Annotated in this window: 15 protein-coding genes; 2 read left to right on the forward strand and 13 right to left on the reverse strand. The window is 73.0% G+C overall.

Annotated features, from left to right (window positions below):
- The first annotated feature begins 20 nt into the window (after nt 1–20).
- A complete protein-coding gene (locus Q2K20_RS09810; RefSeq protein WP_227022243.1) occupies nt 21–1,031 on the forward strand; it encodes a hypothetical protein in 1,011 nt (336 codons plus the stop codon).
- A 51-nt stretch (nt 1,032–1,082) separates the two neighbouring features.
- On the opposite strand, the gene Q2K20_RS09815 is transcribed toward Q2K20_RS09810, so the two are convergent.
- Nucleotides 1,083–1,574, reverse strand: coding sequence for a hypothetical protein (locus Q2K20_RS09815; RefSeq protein WP_120285825.1), 492 nt, complete (start codon nt 1,572–1,574; stop codon nt 1,083–1,085).
- Nucleotides 1,575–1,736: 162 nt separating this feature from the next.
- Between Q2K20_RS09815 and Q2K20_RS09820 the strand changes: the two genes are divergently transcribed.
- The gene (locus Q2K20_RS09820; protein WP_269502585.1) at nt 1,737–2,780 is read left to right on the forward strand and encodes an asparaginase; all 1,044 of its coding nucleotides are present in this window, start codon (nt 1,737–1,739) and stop codon (nt 2,778–2,780) included.
- A gap of 295 nt (nt 2,781–3,075) precedes the next feature.
- On the opposite strand, the gene Q2K20_RS09825 is transcribed toward Q2K20_RS09820, so the two are convergent.
- The 12 genes from Q2K20_RS09825 to murG form a co-directional block, all read right to left on the reverse strand.
- Nucleotides 3,076–4,536 (reverse strand): DNA polymerase IV, encoded by a 1,461-nt coding sequence (locus tag Q2K20_RS09825; RefSeq protein ID WP_119193507.1) that lies wholly within the window; start codon nt 4,534–4,536, stop codon nt 3,076–3,078.
- A 13-nt stretch (nt 4,537–4,549) separates the two neighbouring features.
- Entirely contained in the window at nt 4,550–7,759 is a 3,210-nt protein-coding gene (gene ileS, locus Q2K20_RS09830) for an isoleucine--tRNA ligase (RefSeq protein ID WP_269502581.1), read from the reverse strand.
- Between the two features lie 284 nt (nt 7,760–8,043).
- Nucleotides 8,044–8,256 carry a hypothetical protein gene (locus tag Q2K20_RS09835; RefSeq protein WP_269502579.1) on the reverse strand — a complete coding sequence of 71 codons (213 nt, stop codon included), beginning with the start codon at nt 8,254–8,256 and terminating at the stop codon, nt 8,044–8,046.
- Nucleotides 8,257–8,417: 161 nt separating this feature from the next.
- On the reverse strand, nt 8,418–9,440 hold the full coding sequence (locus tag Q2K20_RS09840) for a DivIVA domain-containing protein (protein WP_269502578.1): 1,023 nt from the start codon (nt 9,438–9,440) through the stop codon (nt 8,418–8,420).
- Between the two features lie 132 nt (nt 9,441–9,572).
- Nucleotides 9,573–9,872, reverse strand: a complete 300-nt coding sequence (locus Q2K20_RS09845) for a YggT family protein (protein ID WP_082923774.1) — start codon at nt 9,870–9,872, stop codon at nt 9,573–9,575.
- Between the two features lie 75 nt (nt 9,873–9,947).
- On the reverse strand, nt 9,948–10,643 hold the full coding sequence (locus Q2K20_RS09850) for a cell division protein SepF (protein WP_119193278.1): 696 nt from the start codon (nt 10,641–10,643) through the stop codon (nt 9,948–9,950).
- Nucleotides 10,644–10,720: 77 nt separating this feature from the next.
- Nucleotides 10,721–11,449, reverse strand: coding sequence for a YggS family pyridoxal phosphate-dependent enzyme (locus Q2K20_RS09855; protein WP_119193277.1), 729 nt, complete (start codon nt 11,447–11,449; stop codon nt 10,721–10,723).
- 47 nt (nt 11,450–11,496) lie between these two features.
- Nucleotides 11,497–12,219: a peptidoglycan editing factor PgeF gene (gene pgeF / locus Q2K20_RS09860; RefSeq protein ID WP_163376510.1), complete on the reverse strand. Its 723-nt coding sequence runs from the start codon at nt 12,217–12,219 to the stop codon at nt 11,497–11,499.
- 11 nt (nt 12,220–12,230) lie between these two features.
- Nucleotides 12,231–13,439 carry a cell division protein FtsZ gene (gene ftsZ, locus Q2K20_RS09865; RefSeq protein WP_163376511.1) on the reverse strand — a complete coding sequence of 403 codons (1,209 nt, stop codon included), beginning with the start codon at nt 13,437–13,439 and terminating at the stop codon, nt 12,231–12,233.
- Nucleotides 13,440–13,645: 206 nt separating this feature from the next.
- On the reverse strand, nt 13,646–14,572 hold the full coding sequence (locus tag Q2K20_RS09870) for a cell division protein FtsQ/DivIB (protein ID WP_240341426.1): 927 nt from the start codon (nt 14,570–14,572) through the stop codon (nt 13,646–13,648).
- 13 nt (nt 14,573–14,585) lie between these two features.
- Entirely contained in the window at nt 14,586–16,037 is a 1,452-nt protein-coding gene (gene murC, locus Q2K20_RS09875; RefSeq protein ID WP_163376583.1) for a UDP-N-acetylmuramate--L-alanine ligase, read from the reverse strand.
- Between the two features lie 137 nt (nt 16,038–16,174).
- Nucleotides 16,175–17,317, reverse strand: coding sequence for an undecaprenyldiphospho-muramoylpentapeptide beta-N-acetylglucosaminyltransferase (gene murG, locus Q2K20_RS09880; RefSeq protein WP_269502564.1), 1,143 nt, complete (start codon nt 17,315–17,317; stop codon nt 16,175–16,177).
- Nucleotides 17,318–17,463: the final 146 nt, after the last annotated feature.

The raw sequence follows: 17,463 nt of genomic DNA on the forward strand, positions 1-17,463 counted from the left end.
GACCCTCTAGGCTCGGGGCCGTGGACCCGCGATCGACCGTCTCCCCCGGCCCCTCCCGAACCGCTCGTCGCGGTCACCGTCTTCTCGCGGCGGCGCTGGCCGTGACGCTCGTGGCCGGCACCTCCGCGTGCGCCGGGGACGATGCCGCGGACCCCGCCGACGGCGGCCCGGGCTCGTCCGCCGCAGAGGGGACGGATGCCCTCGAACCCGAGGTGACCGTCGACCCCGGTCCCGCCCCGGTCGTCGACCTCATCGACGCCGGCGAGGGCGAGCGGCGAGTCCTGGCCTATGCCCCCTCGCTCGAACCGTCGGTCGTGGCGATCACCCGCTCCGCCAACTCGCGGACCGAGGTCCCGGGAGCCGAGCCGCGCACCGACGACACCCCGGCGCAGACCCTCACCGTGGAGGGACGATCGGAGCCCGACGTCGACGGCGCGCAGCGGGCGACCGTGACCGCGCGGGAGTTCACGTCCGTGGACGAACTCCGCAACGCCCAGTTCTCCACCGCCCCCGGGTTCACCGTCACCTGGACCCGCAGTGCCGACGGCATCGTCCGGGAACTGTCGCTGGCGGCCCCCTCGGGGGCCACCGACGCCGCCCGCGCCGGAGTGGAGATCACCGCCAACGCGGTGTCGGACGCGACAGTGGCGTTCCCCACCGAAGAGATCGGCGTCGGCGCCCGCTGGACCGTCACCCGCCGGGTCGACGACGCCGTGGCCCCGACGAGGGTCACCACCTACGAACTCGTCGACGTCGACGGCGACATCGCCACCGTCCGGTCGAGCACCACCGCTCCCGACCCGGCGGGCACCCTGGCCGCCCCGGCACCCGACGGCGGGCCGGGCGTCACCCTCGACGTGGAGTCCTACGAGGTCACCGGCTCGGGCGAGCTCATGGTGGACCTACGAGCCCCGGTGCCGGTGGGCGGAACGACCGAGTCCTCGACGCGGGCCGTCTACGTCGATCCCGACTCGGGACGACGCACGACCTACGACGAGGACTCGGTGCTGCGGTTCCGCAGCGTGGACTGACGCTGGTCAGGCCTCGCTGTCAGTCCGGGCCGACGGCGCGCTGAGGTGCGGTCAGGCCGCGGCGCACGTGGCCGGCGGCTCCAGCCCGGCGTTGGTGATGAGCGCGCAGGCGAACGCCTTCTGAAGCTGCCACTGACCACCCTGGTTGATGAACTGGGCCTGGACGTTGATGTCCTCCTGGCCCGGCTGGGAGATCACCGCGTTGGCGATGAGCGTGCCGGGGATGTCCCCCTCCGCCGCGCCGGTGATCGTCACGTCGGCGCCCTGCTCGGCCTTGAGGGCGGCGATCTGGTCGAAGATCTCGGGCGCCTCCGCGCCCCCCTCCACCAGGTCGACCTTCTCCTCCACCGGCACCGCGGGGTCGGAGGCCCGGTCGAGCAGCTGGGTCAGCTCCTCGGCGGTGGGCACGGTGGTCTCCTGCGCGCTCGTGGTGGGCGCGGGGGCGGTCTCGCGCCCACCGTCGTCGTCACCTCCGCAGGCGGCGAGGCCACCCAGTGCGAAGGCGGACAGGGAGACTGCGGCGATGGTCCGTCGAAGACTCACGCGGGGTCCTTTCGTCGAGATGTGCGGCACCGGGCATGCGGTACCGAGCCGGGCATGGCTCCGGGCCGGGTCACCGGCCCAACGAACATCGGTGAGCCATTGTTCCATCGTCAGCGGCCGGGATGGTTGACGCCGGGCCGCCCGCACACCACTGTGGAGCGGGTGACCAGCGCCGAGACCAGCACCGATACCCCCCACATCGTGATCTGCACCACGGGAGGCACGATCACCGCCTCGACCACGCCGGAGGGGGCGGTCGTGGCCGGGGACTCCGACCCCGCGACGCAGGCCATGCTCGACGGCCTGCGGGCGGTGCTGCCGGACCAGATCACCGTGAGCGCGCGCGCCGTGCTCGACGCCGACTCCTCCACGTTCGGCCCGGCCGAGTGGGACCTGCTGGTCGACGCGGTGGGTGACGCGCTGTCCGATCCGTCGGTGTCGGGGGTCGTGGTGTCCCACGGGACCGACACCCTCGAGGAGACCGCCATCGCCCTCGATCTGCACCACGACGACCCGCGGCCTGTCGCGCTCACCGGGGCCCAGCGTCCCGCCGACCACCCCGAGGCCGACGGGCCTGCCAACCTCCTGGACGCCGTCCTGCTGGCCGCCGACCCCGTCTCCCGCGACCTGGGGGTGCTGGTGGTCCTGGGCCGGGCCATCCTGCAGGCCCGCGGCGTGCGCAAGTGGCACACGACCGATCCCGTCGCCTTCGCCCGCAACTCGCCCGAGCACCCGGTCGAGGACCTGCCCCCGGAGCTCGAACGCCCCACCCTCACCGGCCGGGCCCGCTTCACCGACACCCGCGTCGACGTCGTGGCGTGCCCGCCCGGCGCGGACGCGGTCGCGGTCCACGCGTGTGTCGAGGCCGGGGCGCGCGGACTGGTCCTGGAGGGGTCGGGATCCGGCAACCTGCCCCCGCTCGTCGCGGACGCGGTCGCACGGTTGGCGGACGACCGGCCGGACATCGTGGTGGTGGCGTCCAGCCGGGTGCCGCGGGGTGAGGCGACCTCGACCTACGGCGGCCCGGGCGGTGGCGCGGAGCTCGCCGCTCGTGGCGTGCTGAGCTGCGGATACCTGCGATCCGGGCAGGCCCGGGTCCTGCTCGCCGCGCTGCTGTCCACCGCGGGCAGTGCAGACGGCGCCGGCGGCGACGGTGCGGCCGCAGAGGTGCGCCGAAAGTGGGGGCGCTACCACCTCTACAGCTGACGAGCAGACGTCGCCGGTTGCGGGGCCGGCGGTTGCGGGGCTGGCGGGGCGCCGGCGGGCGTTCACGCAGCGCAGGGCAGAGAGGCAGCGCGGTCAGCCGGGGGTGTGCTGGCGCCCTGCCCGCCCCGCCGCAGCCGCACGCGCCCATGGCGTCTCGCGTGCCCCGCGGCGGGGGCGAGGCGCCATCTCGAGGAGCGGCTGCAGCAGGGCCGGGCGTCGGCGGGGGCGAGGCGCCATCTCGAGGAGCGGCTGCAGCAGGGCCGGGCGTCGGCGGGGGCGAGGCGGGGCCGCCGGGTCACCACCCCAGGGAGTCCAGCGGGTCCGCGGGCTCGAGGTCCGGATCGTCCTCGGCGAATGTGCGCATCCGACCGGGGCCCGTCGCCGCCGTCTCGAACCGGACCGACACCCGGCCGTGGCCCGATCCCTGCACCCAGCCGTGCCCGAATTCCGGGTGTCGCACGTCCGCGCCCGTCTCGAAACGCCGGTGCCCGGCCTGCCGCCACGCCCCGATCGCCGGGAGTTCCCCTGCCCCCCGTCCGTCGGCCGCCCCCTCGTCCGCGGGTCCGGTCCCGTCGTCGGCCGGTTCGGACTCGTCGGTGGTGACGGTGGTGCCCACTCCGACGATGTCGGGCAGGTCCTCGTCGTCGTCGTCGTCGGACCCCGACCGGTCCACGGGGACGAACTCCTGCTCGAACAGCGCGTCCTGGTAGTGATCGGTGAGGCCGGACACCCCCACGCCCAGCAGGCGGATCGCCCCGAAGTCCACGGGGTCCGGGGCGAGCGAGCGCGCCACCGCGATGATCGTCTCCAGCGACGTGGTGCCCACCGGCAACGTGTACGAGCGGGTGATCGAGGTGAAGTCGCTGCGCTTGACCTTGACCGTCACCGTCCGCGCCGCACGGCCGTCGGAGAGCAGCCTGCGATGCGCCGCCTCAACCGCTCGACGGACCGCGGCCGCGACCTGACCCGACGTCGTGAGATCGGCGGCGAACGTGCTCTCGGCGCTGATCTGCTTGGCCTCGGCCCGCTCGTGCACCGGCCGGTCGTCGTAGCCCCGCGCGATCCGGGCGATCGCCGGGCCGACCGTCTTGCCGAGCGCGTGGGCCACGTCGTCGTCGTCCATCGCCGCGAGGTCGCCGATGGTCGCCACCCCGAACTGCGCCAGCCGCTCCCCCGCCACCGGGCCCACACCCCACAGGCTCCGCACCGGAAGCGGGAACATCACCTCGGCGTGGTCGCGGCGTGGCACCACCACCACACCGTCCGGCTTGGCCAGCTCCGAGGCGATCTTGGCGTACTGCTTGCCCGCCCCCGCCCCCACCGACGCCGGGAGCCCGGTCGCCGCACGGATGGCGGCACGCAACTCCTGCGCCCACTGTCGGGTCCGGTCGGCGTCGGCGCCCCGCAGCTCCGGAGGCTCGAGGAACGCCTCGTCCACGGAGATCTGCTCCACGACCGGCGCGTGCTCGGCGAACACCTCGAACACCCGGCGGCTCAGGGCCCGGTAGACCGGCATCCGCGGCGAGACGAACACCGCGCCCGGCCCCACCAGGCGCCGCGCCTGGTGTGAGGGCATGGCCGAGCGGGCACCCTTCGCTCGCGCCTCGTAGGAACACCCCGCCACCACACCGCGGCCGCCCTGACCGCCCACGAGCACCGGCCGACCCCGCAGGGTCGGCCGGGTCAGCTGCTCGCAGGACGCGAAGAACGCGTCCATGTCCACGTGCAGGACCCAGCGGTCCTGCCCGCCACCCATGACGAGCCGCCGGTCAGACCCGAGCCAGCGTCATCCGGACGCCCTCGGCGAGCTCGACCGGGTCCCCGTCTGCCGGGTCCAGTGCGTCGACGACGGCGAAGTCGGTGGCCAGCACCTCGCCGGCGATGAGCTGCGCGTGACGGTCCGCCCACTCACGGCGGGCGGACGGTACCTCCATGCGCACCCGGATGCGGTCGGAGATGTCGAAACCGGCACCGCGGCGGGCCTCCTGGATCTCGCGGATCCGGTCCTTTGCCCAGCCCTCGGCCTCGAGCTCCTCGGTGACCGTCAGATCCAGCACGACCAGGCCGGCACCGCCGGGCAGCGCCGCCGTGGACTCGGGATCGGCGGCCACGAGCCGGTGCTCGTACTCGCCCTCCTGCAGCTCGACGCCGCCGGCGACCACGACGCCGTCGGTCTCGGTCCAGTCACCGGACTTGGCGGCCTTGATGCAGGCCTGGACCTGCTTGCCCAGCCGCGGGCCGGCAGCGCGCGCGTTGACCGCCAGTTCCATCCGCCCGTGGGTGGCCACGTCGCTGGTGAGGCGCACCTCGCGGACGTTGACCTCGTCGGCGATGAGACCGGTGAACGGCTGGAGCCGCTCTGCGTCGGGCATGGCCACCGTGAGCGAGCTGAGCGGCAGGCGCACCCGCAGGTGCTTGGCCTTGCGGATCGAGGACACGGTGGAGCACACGTCGCGCACGGCCTCCATCGCCTCGACCAGGTCGGCATCGTGCGGCAGCTCGTCGGCGGCCGGCCAGTCCACCAGGTGCACCGACTCCTCACCGGTGAGCCCGGTCCACACGACCTCGCTCATCAGCGGCAGCAGCGGCGCGGCGAGGCGCATGGTGGTTTCGAGCACCGTGTAGAGGGTGTCGAAGGCGTCGCGGGAATCCTGGCCGCTGTCCTCGCCGGCCCAGAACCGGGAGCGCGACCGGCGGACGTACCAGTTGGTCAGGGCGTCGGCGAACAGGCGCAGCTCGTCGCAAGCCGCCGCGATGTCCGTCGCGTCCAGCGCCTCGGTCATGGCGTCGCGCGTGGACGCCAGGCGGGACAGGATGTAGCGGTCCAGCACGTGCTCCGAGTCCGTACGCCAGGTGGCCCGGCGGGAGGCGTACAGCTGGAAGAAGCTGTAGGAGTTCCACAGCGGCAGCATGGCCTGGCGGACGCCCTCGCGGATGCCCTGCTCGGTCACCACGAGGTTGCCGCCCCGCAGGATCGGCGAGCTCATGAGGAACCAGCGCATGGCGTCCGAGCCGTCGCGGGAGAACACCTCGTTGACGTCCGGGTAGTTGCCCTTGGACTTGCTCATCTTGAGACCGTCGTTGCCCAGGACGATCCCGTGGGCGGCGACATGGGTGAACGCGGGACGGTCGAACAGCGCGGTGGCCAGCACGTGCAGGGTGTAGAACCAGCCGCGGGTCTGCCCGTTGTACTCGACGATGAAGTCACCCGGGTTGTGGGTCTCGAACCACTCCTTGTTCTCGAAGGGGTAGTGGACCTGGGCGAACGGCATCGACCCGGACTCGAACCAGCAGTCGAACACGTCCGGGATGCGGCGCATGGTCGACTTGCCGGTCGGGTCGTCCGGGTTGGGCCGGGTCAGCTCGTCGATGTACGGGCGGTGCAGGTCGGTGGGCCGGACGCCGAAGTCGGCTTCCAACTCGTCGAGGGACCCGTAGACGTCGACCCGCGGGTAGGCGGGGTCGTCGGACTCCCACACCGGGATCGGGGCGCCCCAGTAGCGGTTGCGGTTGATGTTCCAGTCGCGGGCGCCCTCGAGCCACTTGCCGAACTGGCCGTCGCGCACGTGCTCCGGCATCCAGGTGATGTGCTCGCGGTTGAGCTCGACCATGCGGTCCCGGAACGCGGTGACCTTGACGAACCACGCGGGCAACGCCATGTAGATGAGCGGCTGGCCGGAGCGCCAGGAGTGTGGGTAGGAGTGCTCGATGGTCTCGTGGCGGATCAACCGGCCATCGGCCCGCAGATCGCGGGAGATGGGCGCGTTGGCGTCGAAGACGAGCTGGCCGGCGTACGGCGGCACCTCGGCGGTGAACTTGCCGTCCGGGCCCACCGGGATGACGAGCTCGATCCCGGCGGCGTCGCAGGCGTCCTTGTCCTCCTCACCGAAGGCGGGCGCGAGGTGGACGACGCCGGTACCGGACTCGGTGGTGACATAGTCGGCCGAGAGCACGACGTGCGCACCCGCGTGACCGGCGAAGAAGTCGAACGGCGGGGTGTACCGCAGGCCCACCAGCTCGGAGCCCTTGACGGTCGTCACGACCTCCGCGTCCTCACCGAACTCGGCGGCGTAGACGCCGCGGCGTGCCTCGGCGAGGACGAAGCTCCGCCCGGCGAACTCACCGGAGTCGACCCGGACCACCGAGTAGTCGATCTCGGGGTGGACGGCGGCGGCGAGGTTGGAGGGCAGGGTCCACGGCGTGGTGGTCCACACCAGTGCCTCGGCGCCGTGGAACGGGCTGTCCTGAGGGGCCTCCAGGGGCAGCCCGACGGTGACGGCCGGGTCCTGACGCATCTTGTAGGCGTCGTCCAGGCGGGTCTCCTGGTTGGACAGTGGCGTCTGCTCGTACCAGGAGTACGGCAGCACGCGGAAACCCTTGTAGATCAGGCCCTTGTCGTAGAGCCGCTTGAAGGCCCACAGCACGGACTCGGTGAAGTCGATGTCGAGGGTCTTGTAGTCGTTGTCGAAGTCCACCCAGCGGGCCTGGCGGTGGACGTACTTCTCCCACTCGTCGGTGTACTGCAGCACCGACATCTCGCAGGCGTTGTTGAACTTGGCCAGGCCCATGTCGAGGATCTGGGACTTCTCGGTGATGCCGAGCTGCTTCTCGGCCTCGAGCTCGGCGGGCAGGCCGTGGCAGTCCCAGCCGAACCGGCGCTCGACCCTGTACCCACGCATGGTGCGATAGCGCGGGACGACATCCTTGACGTACCCGGTGAGCAGGTGACCGTAGTGGGGCAGGCCGTTGGCGAACGGGGGCCCGTCGTAGAAGACGTACTCCTGCGCGTCCGCACGGTTACGGATGGACTCGCGGAACGTGTCGCGCTCGTCCCACCGCTGCAGGACCGTCTCCTCGAGGGCGGGGAACGACGGCGTCTGGGACGTGGCGCCCCCGGCGAGGTCGAGCACGGGGTACGCGCTGCCGGTGGCAGCGGGCTCGCCGTCGGCGGGTTCGGTCGCTACGGGTTCGGTGCTCATGTGGGCGGACTCCTCGCGTACGGGGCCCGCACGAGTTCGCATCCGTGGGGCCGTCAGGCCTGCGCTCGGGGACGAACCGGATCGCGTCTGGCGCGTTCCGTCCGCGGTACCACCCCGTTTGGCGACGACGTGCGACGCCCACTCGTGGGTCGGGCTGTGACGGGCTCCCCCGTTCGGTTCTACTGAGCGGTCCCCGCCGTGCGGGGTCCCACCGTTCTTCCGAGCACTCCCCGGTGATGGCCGGATCTCCGCGCGTCCGGCTCACGGCCGGACAGGTCCCGATATTACCCGTCGGTGCGGGCGTCCGCCTCTTCCGAGGTCATCCGCGGCTCGCGGTCGCGCTCGGCGCGCCCATGGATCAGGTCGACCAGCAGCAGGATGAGCCCCAGGGCTCCGACGACGATACACGCCCACGCCCACCCGATCTGCCCGGTCGCGACGGCCGCCACGAGGAAGGCGAAGCCGAGGACCGTCAGTCCGAGCGCGGCGACGAGCATCCGTGCCTCCTGGTGGGCGAATCCTGGTGTTGGGTGAATTTTGGGAGCTGGGCGATGGGGAAAGAGGGTCGCACCGTCGGTGGCCCCGTCCCCCCCCGAATATACGTCGGTCCCCGCACCCTTGGGCAGGGGCGGGGACCGTATCCGTCACGAGGGGTGGATCACTCGGCGCGGTGACCGCCGTCCTTCTTGGTCGACTGGTCGGACGAACCGGCGGCGCCGGCACTGCCGGCACCCTCACCGGGCGCGGACGAGGCGGCCGGACCGCCCGGGGTGGACGAGCCCGCCGGGGCGGCCGGGGCGGCCGATCCGGTCTTGCCGAGCTCCGAGAGCTGGTTCTCCAGGTAGCTGGTGAGGCGGCTGCGGTAGTCCTTCTCGAACGTCCGCAGCTGGTCGATCCGGCTCTCGAGCACGCCACGCTGCTGGTTGATGGTGGCCATGATCTCGGTGTGCTTGCGCTCGGCGTCGGCCTGCAGGGCGTCGGCCTTCGCCTGCGCCTCCTTGACCTGCTGCTCGGACCGGGCCTGGGCGTCCTTGACGATGCCGTCGGACTTGCTCTTGGCCTCGGTGAGGATCTTGTCGGCCTCCTTGCGGGCGTCGCCGACCATCTTCTCGGACTGGGACTTGGCGTCGCCGACCAGGCGATCGGACTGGGACTTGGCGTCGCCCACCAGCCGGTCGGACTCGCTGCGGGCCTTGGCCATGAGTCCGTCGGACTCCTTCTTGGCCTCGCCGGTGAGCCGGTCGGCCATCTCCTGGGCCATGGCCAGGACGCGGGCGGCGCGCAGGTGGGTCTCGTTGTTGGCGGCGCCGTCGTCCTCGCTCTTGCCCAGCGACGGGGTCGCGGCGGCCGGAGTCGGGGTGGTCGGCGCGGCGGCCGCGGCAGGTGCGGGCGCGGGGGTCGGCGCGGGCGCCGGGGCGGCCGGCTGCTGTGCCGTACCCGAGCCGCCGGTGGCGGCGCCGGAGGATTTGCCGGACTCGTCGGCGGCCTTGCGCGCCTTCTCGAGATCCTTGGTGAGCTCCTCCACCCGCTGGCGGAGGTCCTCGTTGTCCGAGACGAGTTCCGCGAGCTCCGTCTCGACCAGGTCGAGGAACTGGTCGACCTCGTCCTCGTTGTAGCCCCGCTTGCCGATCGGCGGCTTGGAGAACGCGACGTTGTGCACATCGGCTGGAGTCAACGGCATGGGATACCCCTCGTGGTCGTCTCGGGTGCCGGCCCGGCGTTGTCGCACCGGACCCGCGACTTCATTACTACCTTAACGGTGGCCAATCTAGTCACAATCGGCCCGCGCGTCACCAGCGGCCGCAACGGGGCCTCACGCCACGCTCATCATGAGGCCACGCAGGATCACCTGGATGACGATGATGATGACGAAGAGCACCAGCACCGACAGGTCCAGCGAGATCTGTCCCAAGCGCACGGGCTTGATGACCTTCCGCAGCGCCTTGACCGGCGGGTCCGTGACGGTGAACAGCCACTCCAGTACCACGGCGAGGACGCCACGGGGGCTCCACCCGCGGGAGAACGAGGCGATCATCTCGACCACGATCCTGGCGAGGAGCATGTACCAGAAGATCTGGGTGATGATGTAGAGGACCAGCAGGATTTCACGCACGGTGTAACCCTACTGGCCCGCGACGCCGCGCCGTCACCGGCGTCCTGTCGGCCGTGGTCAACGGGGTCGGCTGCGTCAGCGCCGGAAGGCGCCGTTGACGGCGTCGCGGACCTCGGCCTCGGTGAGGTCCATGCCGGCGGGCTGCAGGAGGAAGGTCCGCTCGCGGTCGGCGACCTTCTCCATGCGGCCGTCGAGGCCGAAGACGAGTCCGGCGGCGAAGTCCACCATGCGGCGCGCATCCCCGGAGGCCATGGTCGAGAGGTCCAGCACGACGGCGCGGCCGGCGCGGAAGTGCTCGCCGAGGCTCTTGCCGTCGCCGAAGCCGCGGGGGCGCTCCACAACGGTCTCGGGCACGGTCACCAGTCCGTCCTCCACGAAGTCCTCCTCGGGCGCGAGCGCGACGGCGCCGCGGGTGGCGGGAACGCCGCGCAGGGTGGCGCGGGCCCCGGTCTCGGCGGCGTGGTAGCGGCGCGGGCGGGGGGCCGGCTCGTCGATGTCACCGCGACGCGGGGCGACCGGGCGCTCGTCGACCGGGTCGAGGTCGGCGATCCGGGTTCGGGGGGCGGGCTCCTCCAGGTACCGGTCGGCGGCGTAGCCGTAGTCGTCCCGACGGTCGCGGGCGATCGGGCCGAGGTCGTCCGTCTCGTGGATGCCGCGGGGGGCACGCACGTCGTGGTGGACGGGCCGGTCGTAGTCGTCGAGGTACTCGTCGTCGTACGCCGCGACGGGCGCCATTCCGAAGTACTCCTTGAACCGGGCGATTGCGCTCATCTTCCGGGACCTTCCTGGTAACGGGGTCGTCGCGGGCGTGTGTTCTTCGCGGGCGGGTGTCCCCGCGAGGCTGGCTCTCAAACTACTGGTCGGGGGCCGAGGATGGCCGTTCCGACACGCACGCAGGTCGAACCCGCGGCGACCGCCTCCTCGATGTCCCCGGACATCCCGGCGGAGAACTCCACCGCGTCGGGGTGATCGCGGCGCAGCGCGGCCGCGACCTCGGCGGCGTCGGCGAAGTGGGCGCTCGCCTCGCCCTCGAGCGGGGGGACGACCATGAGCCCGGCCAGGCGCAGGTGGCCGAGACCGGCCACGTGGTCGGCGAGGCCGGGCAGGTCCTCACGAGCGATTCCGCCGCGCGAGGTGTCACCGTCCAGGCTCAGCTGGATCAGGACGGGCAGCGGGGTGACGTCGTCGCGCTCCCCGGCGGCGCGGGCGCGGCCCTTCTCGAGGCCGTCGGCGACCTTGGCCGAGTCGACGGAGTGGACGCGGTCGGCCCACCCGGCCACCGCAGCGGCCTTGTTGGACTGGATGTGACCCACCATGTTCCAGCGCACCGCCGCGGCCAGCTCGGCGTCGGCGGCGGCCAGATCGGAGACCTTCGCCGCGGCCTCCTGGACGCGGTTCTCCCCGACGTCGCGCACCCCGAGGCGGGCGAGCCGGACGACGTCGGTGACGGGGTGGAATTTGGTGACGACGACGAGGTCGACCTCGTCGGCCCGTCCCGCGGCCGCCCGGGCCGCGTCCAGACGCTGCCGGGTCGCGGCGAGTCTGGTGGCGAGTTCGTCCGCCCTGGGATCGGTCATGTCCCCTCTTCCTCCTCCCGGCCGGCGGGTGCGCCGGCCCCGGGTCTCTACTGCTGCCGCCAGATCACGCTGGCCTGGCGCCCGGTCCGCCCCTGTCGACGATAGGAGAACAGTGACTCCTCGGCGATCGTGCAGCGCGGGTCGGAGTCGACGCGGGTGACGCCGAGCCCGGCGAGTTGGCGCGTGATGCCCCGACGCAGGTCCACCCCGGGGGTCCCCGCGACGGTCCGGGCGCGGCTGCCGGGCAGGGCGGCCTCGACCTCGTCCACCATCTCGGGGGGCAACTCGTAGTGCTCCCCCGCCGCGGCGGGTCCGAGGAGCACGGTGATGCGCTCGGCCCGGGCGCCCAGGGAGGTCATGGCCCCGATGAGCGACGGGACGATCCCGCCGACGGCGCCGACCCGGCCCGCGTGCACGGCCCCGATCACCCCGGCCTCGGAGTCCGCGGCCAGGACCGGGACGCAGTCGGCGGTGAGTACCGCCAGCGCCAGGCCCGGCCGGTCGGTCACCAGGCCGTCGGTGGCCGGGACCGTGCCGCCCGTCGGGCGGGTGACGCGGGCGATACGGGTGCCGTGGACCTGGTCCATCCACACGACGTCGGTCGCGGGCAGGCCGAGTCGACGGGCGAGCCGCGCCCGGTTGGCTGCCACCGCCGCCGGGGCGTCCCCGACGTGGTCACCGAGGTTGAACGAGTCGAAATCTCCGGTCGACGCGCCGCCGCGGCGGTCGGTGACCACCCGGCGTACGCGCCCCGAGCCGTCGGGTGCCATGGATCGGACCGTCAGTGCCGCATGAACGGCGGCACGTCGATGTCGTCGTCCTCGTCACGGCGGCGGGACGAGGATCCCGCGGCCGGAGCCGCGTTGCCGGCCGAGGAGCCGGGACCCGGGTAGGCCGACTCGTCGCGGCGCCGGCCGTCGAGGGGGGTCGAGCCGAGTTCGGAGGCACCGCCGGTGTCACCGGAGGCGCCGGGGACCGACTCGTCGTCGTCGAGGTGGTGGCGGCCGCGACGCGACTGTCCCGCGCCGGCGGTAACCGGACGGGACCCGCCGTCGAACCCGGCGGCGATGACGGTCACTCGGACCTCGTCTCCGAGCGAGTCGTCCACGACGGTGCCGAAGATGATGTTGGCCTCCGGGTGCGCCTCCTCCTGCACGAGCGTGGCGGCCTCGTTGATCTCGAACAGCCCCAGGTCGCTGCCGCCCGCGATGGACATGAGCACGCCCTTGGCGCCCTCCATCGTGGTCTCGAGGAGCGGGGAGTTGATGGCGGCCTCGGCGGCCTTGAACGCGCGTCCCTCCCCGCGGGAGGAACCGATGCCCATGAGGGCGCTGCCCGCCCCGGACATGACGCCCTTGACGTCGGCGAAGTCGACGTTGATCACGCCGGGCGTGGTGATGAGGTCGGTGATGCCCTGGACGCCGTTGAGGAGGACCTCGTCCGCGGTCTTGAAGGCCTCCATCATCGACACGCCCGCGTCGCCGAGCTGGAGCAGGCGGTCGTTGGGGATCACGATGAGCGTGTCGCAGGCCTCGCGGAGCTGGTCGATGCCGGTGTCGGCCTGGCCTCCGCGGCGCTTGCCCTCGAACGAGAACGGGCGGGTGACCACGCCGACCGTCAGGGCGCCGAGCTTGCGGGCGATCGCGGCCACGACGGGCGCGCCGCCGGTGCCGGTCCCGCCGCCCTCACCGGCGGTGACGAAGACCATGTCGGCCCCCTTGAGGACCTCCTCGATCTCGTCCTTGTGGTCCTCGGCGGCCTTGCGACCGACCTCGGGGTCCGCGCCGGCGCCCAGCCCGCGGGTGAGCTCGCGGCCGACGTCCAGCTTGACGTCGGCGTCCGACATGAGGAGGGCCTGCGCGTCGGTGTTCACGGCGATGAACTCGACGCCCTTGAGCCCCTCGTCGATCATCCGGTTGACCGCGTTGACGCCGCCTCCGCCGATCCCGACGACCTTGATGACTGCGAGGTAGTTGTGCGGTGAGCTCATCGAGGCCCGGCCTTCCTATGGGGGTGTCGTGCTCGGTTGCATGCTGTCTCGACGAAAGTTCCGCGAGCCTAAAGTCTCACCCTCTAGTTGAGGGTTAAACTTGCTGGTCAGAGGCCTTTTCCGCCGTCTGCACACACGGTAGGTCCAGCAGCCCCGCGCGTCCACGAGGCTCGCGGGCGTGTCGTGTCCACCGGCTCGCGACCGGGCTACCGCGAGGCCGGCAGCGCGGGGTTGGACACGTTCCAGATCTGGCCCGGTTGCTCGAGCACCATCTGCAGGGCGACGGCCTTCTCGTGATCCCGTCCCGCCGCACCCCATTCCACGATCCGCCCGTCGGCGAGTGTGAGGACGATGGACGCGGGGGTCTCCACCTCGACCGAGGCGATCTCCTGACCCGCGGTGCCGCGCACCTCGGCGAACACGGTCGCCAGATCGCGGACGATCGACGGCAGGTCCGCGCCGGCCGCGTCCCCCACGGTGAGCAGGGGCGTGCCGGGCGGGGGCTCACCGGGGCCGAAGTCGATGCCCTGGGCGTCCACGAGGTGCCGGGTCCCGTCGACCTCCACGACCACCAGTGCGGTGCGCTCGATCAACTCGATCCGCAGCCCCGAGGGATAGTCCCGCTTGACGGTCACCTGGTCGACCCGCGGGAGTCCGGCCACCCGCCGCGCGACGGCATGCGTGTCCACCTGGAGGAGCGGGGTCCCGGGGACCACGGCGGCGCGCTCGGTCACCACCTCGGACGGGATCGACCGGGTGCCCTCGGCGCTGACCTCGCGGACCGAGAACACCGGCAGGAAGTACAGGGCGATGTAGCCGAGGAGCAGCACCACCAGTGCCACCCCGAGTCCGGCGTAGATGCGGTTGGTGCGTCGGCGGCGCCGCCGCAGCCGCGCGCGGACGGCCGGGTCGGAGTGCCGGACCCGCTCGTCGGAGCTGCGGACGGAGGCCGCGGCGAGCCGGCGGTCCGGGTCATCCGTGGACGTGGCCTCCGGGCCTCCCTCGGACGCCCGGTCCCCCGCTCCCCCGTCGGCGGTCGGGTGGCCCGGCACGTCATCCGGCGTGTCGTCCGGCCCGCCGGGACGTGCATCGAGGGGTGCGTCGTCCGGACGGTCCCCGGGTACGTCGGTCACCGCGCGGCCCTCCTCACGAACCCTGGCCCGACGGAGCCCGGCCGGCGACGATTCGCGGACCGAGCGTGGTGATGTCCCCCGCCCCGAGGGTGAACACCACGTCGTCGGCCTCGAGCAGCCCGAGCACGGTGGCGAGCGCGGAGTCCAGGTCGGGCACGTGCTGCACGGGGACCGTCACGTGCCGCGCGACGGATCCGCCGTCGATGCCGGGTTCGGGCTGCTCGCGGGCGCCGTAGACGTCGAGCACCACGACCCGGTCGGCCAGTGAGAGCGCCCGGCCGAACTCCTCGGCGAAGATGCGGGTTCGCGAGTACAGGTGCGGCTGGAAGACGGCGACCAGTCGACCGCCGTCCGTCTCGACGATCTCCCTCGCCGCGCCGAGGACCGCCGCGACCTCGGTCGGGTGGTGCGCGTAGTCGTCGTAGACACGCGCGCGCCCGCCTCCGACGACGGCCTCCCCCTTGGGTTCGAATCGTCGTCCCACTCCCCCGAACCCGGACAGACCCGCGAGGAACCCGTCCGTCTCGAACCCGGAGGCGCCGATGCCGCTGGCGGCGATCCCGTCGGCGGCGGTCACCTCGCGCGCGGCGAGCAGGGCGGCGAGGGCGTTGAGCGCCATGTGTTCGCCGGGGGTCCCGACGTGCAGTTCGCCGTGGGGGACACCGTCGAGCATGAGGTCGGCGCGGGTGCCGGCGGAGTCGACGACGATATCCGAGAGTTCGCCCGACACCGGCAGATCGGGGACCGGCCCGTCGGAGGTCCGGTATCCCAGCACGCGGACGCCCGCCGTCGCGGCCCGCCGGGCGCGCTCGGCGGCGCCCTCGTCGTCCAGGCACACCACCAGCGCGCCGGTGGCGGGGATACGGGCGAGGAAGGTGTCGAACACCTCGTAGTAGGCCTCGGCGGTGCCGAAGTGGTCGAGGTGGTCGGGCTCGGCGTTGGTGAGGATGACCACGTCGGGGTCGTAGTGTACGAGCGAGCCGTCGGACTCGTCGGCCTCGGCGACGAACACCGGGTCGCTGCCGCCGCGGGCGTTGGTCCCGAACTGCAGGACGGTGCCGCCCACCGCGAAGGACGGGTCCGAGCCGGCGGCGAGCATGCCGGCGATGAGCATCGACGTCGTCGAGGTCTTGCCGTGCGTGCCACAGACCATGATCGAGCGGCCCGACCGTGCCAGGTGTCCCAGCACCTGCGACCGCGTGACGACGGGGATCCCCGCGGCCCTCGCGGCCGCGAGCTCGGGGTTGTCGGCGGGGATCGCGGCCTTGGAGATCACGACGATCTCCGGCCGTGCACCGTGGGCCCCGAGCGCCTCGGCACTGTGCCCCACCCGCACGATCGCGCCCCGATCGGCCAGGGCCCGCAGGTCGGCCGAGTCGCGGGCATCGCTGCCCGAGACCGCGACGCCGTGATCGAGCAGGATCCGGGCCACCCCGGACATGCCGGCGCCGCCGATCCCGATCATGTGGACGCGGGTGAGGGTGGCGGGGACGTCATCGACGGACGCCGTGGCCGGCGGGACGGACGGGGTCGGCGGGGTCTGGTCGGTCGGCGGGGTCTGGTCGGTCGGCGGGGTCTGGTCGGTCGGCGGGGTCTGGTCGGTCAACGAGGGGCCTTTCCGGCGGCGTCGAGCGCGATCCGCGCCACGACCTCCGCCGTGTCTCGGGAGCCGCCGCTGACTGCGGCGGCGGACATCGAGTCCAGGCGGCCGCGGTCCAGCAGCAGCGGCAGGACCTCGGTCCGCAGGTAGTCGGTGGTCAGTGCGCCGTCCTCCACGAGGAGTGCGGCGCCGCCGGCGACCAGGTCGCGGGCGTTGAGGGCCTGCTCACCGTTGCCGTGCGGGAGCGGGACGAACACAGCGGGCAGTCCGACGGCGGAGACCTCGGCGACGGTGATGGCTCCGGACCGACACAGGATGAGGTCCGCGGCCGCGTAGGCCAGGTCCATCCGGTCGAGGTAGGGCACGGTCACGTACGGGGTGCCGTCGGCGGGCACCCGGGGGGCGTCCGCGACGTTCTTGGGGCCCACGGCGTGGAGGACGCCGACACCGGCGCGGGAGAACTCCTCGGCGACGCCCGCCATCGCGGTGTTGAGCGAGCGCGCGCCCTGCGAGCCGCCCACCACGAGCAGGGTGGGGGCGTCGGGGTCGAGGCCGAAGGCGGCGCGTGCCTCCGCGCGGAGTGCCGCGCGGTCGAGGGTGGCCACCGAACGCCGGACGGGATTGCCCACGACGCGGGCGTCGAGGCCCGAGCCGGTGACGGCGGCCAGGGTGGCGACGGCGAACCGGGCGCCGAGCTTGTTGGCGACGCCGGCGCGGGAGTTGGCCTCGTGGACGATGATCGGGATCCGACGCCGCCCTCCGGTGCCCTTCCGGCCGAGGGGGGCCGCCGCCGCGAGGTAGACCGGCACGCACGCGTAGCCGCCGAACCCGACGACGACGTCCGCGTCGGTGCGACGCAGGACGTCCCGCGCGCCCCGTACCGCCCGGAGCAGTCGGATGGGCAGTCGGAACAGGTCGCCGCCGATGCTGCGTGGCAGCGGGACGGGGTCCACGAGTTCGAGTGGGACGCCCCGGCGCGGGACCAGCTCGGTCTCGAGCCCGCGCGGCGTGCCCACCGCGGTGACACGCGCGGTGGGATCGAGAGCGGTAACGGCCTCGCCGACGGCGAGCGCCGGCTCGATGTGACCGGCGGTGCCGCCGCCGACCACCAGGACGGAGGGCCCGCCGGAGCGTGGGGCGCTCATCGCTCCCGTCCCCGGTGGATCGGACTGGGCCGGCTGGCGCCGGGGCTCTGCCGGGAGCCGGCGTCGGGGGCCGGGCGACGCGGCTGGCGACGCTCGGCCTCCCGTCCGCGCACGGGCCGGGCGGTGCGGCCGGTCATCGCGGTGGC

Origin of the sequence: Dietzia sp. IN118 (assembly GCF_032905965.1) — a bacterium.
GTDB lineage: Bacteria > Actinomycetota > Actinomycetes > Mycobacteriales > Mycobacteriaceae > Dietzia > Dietzia kunjamensis.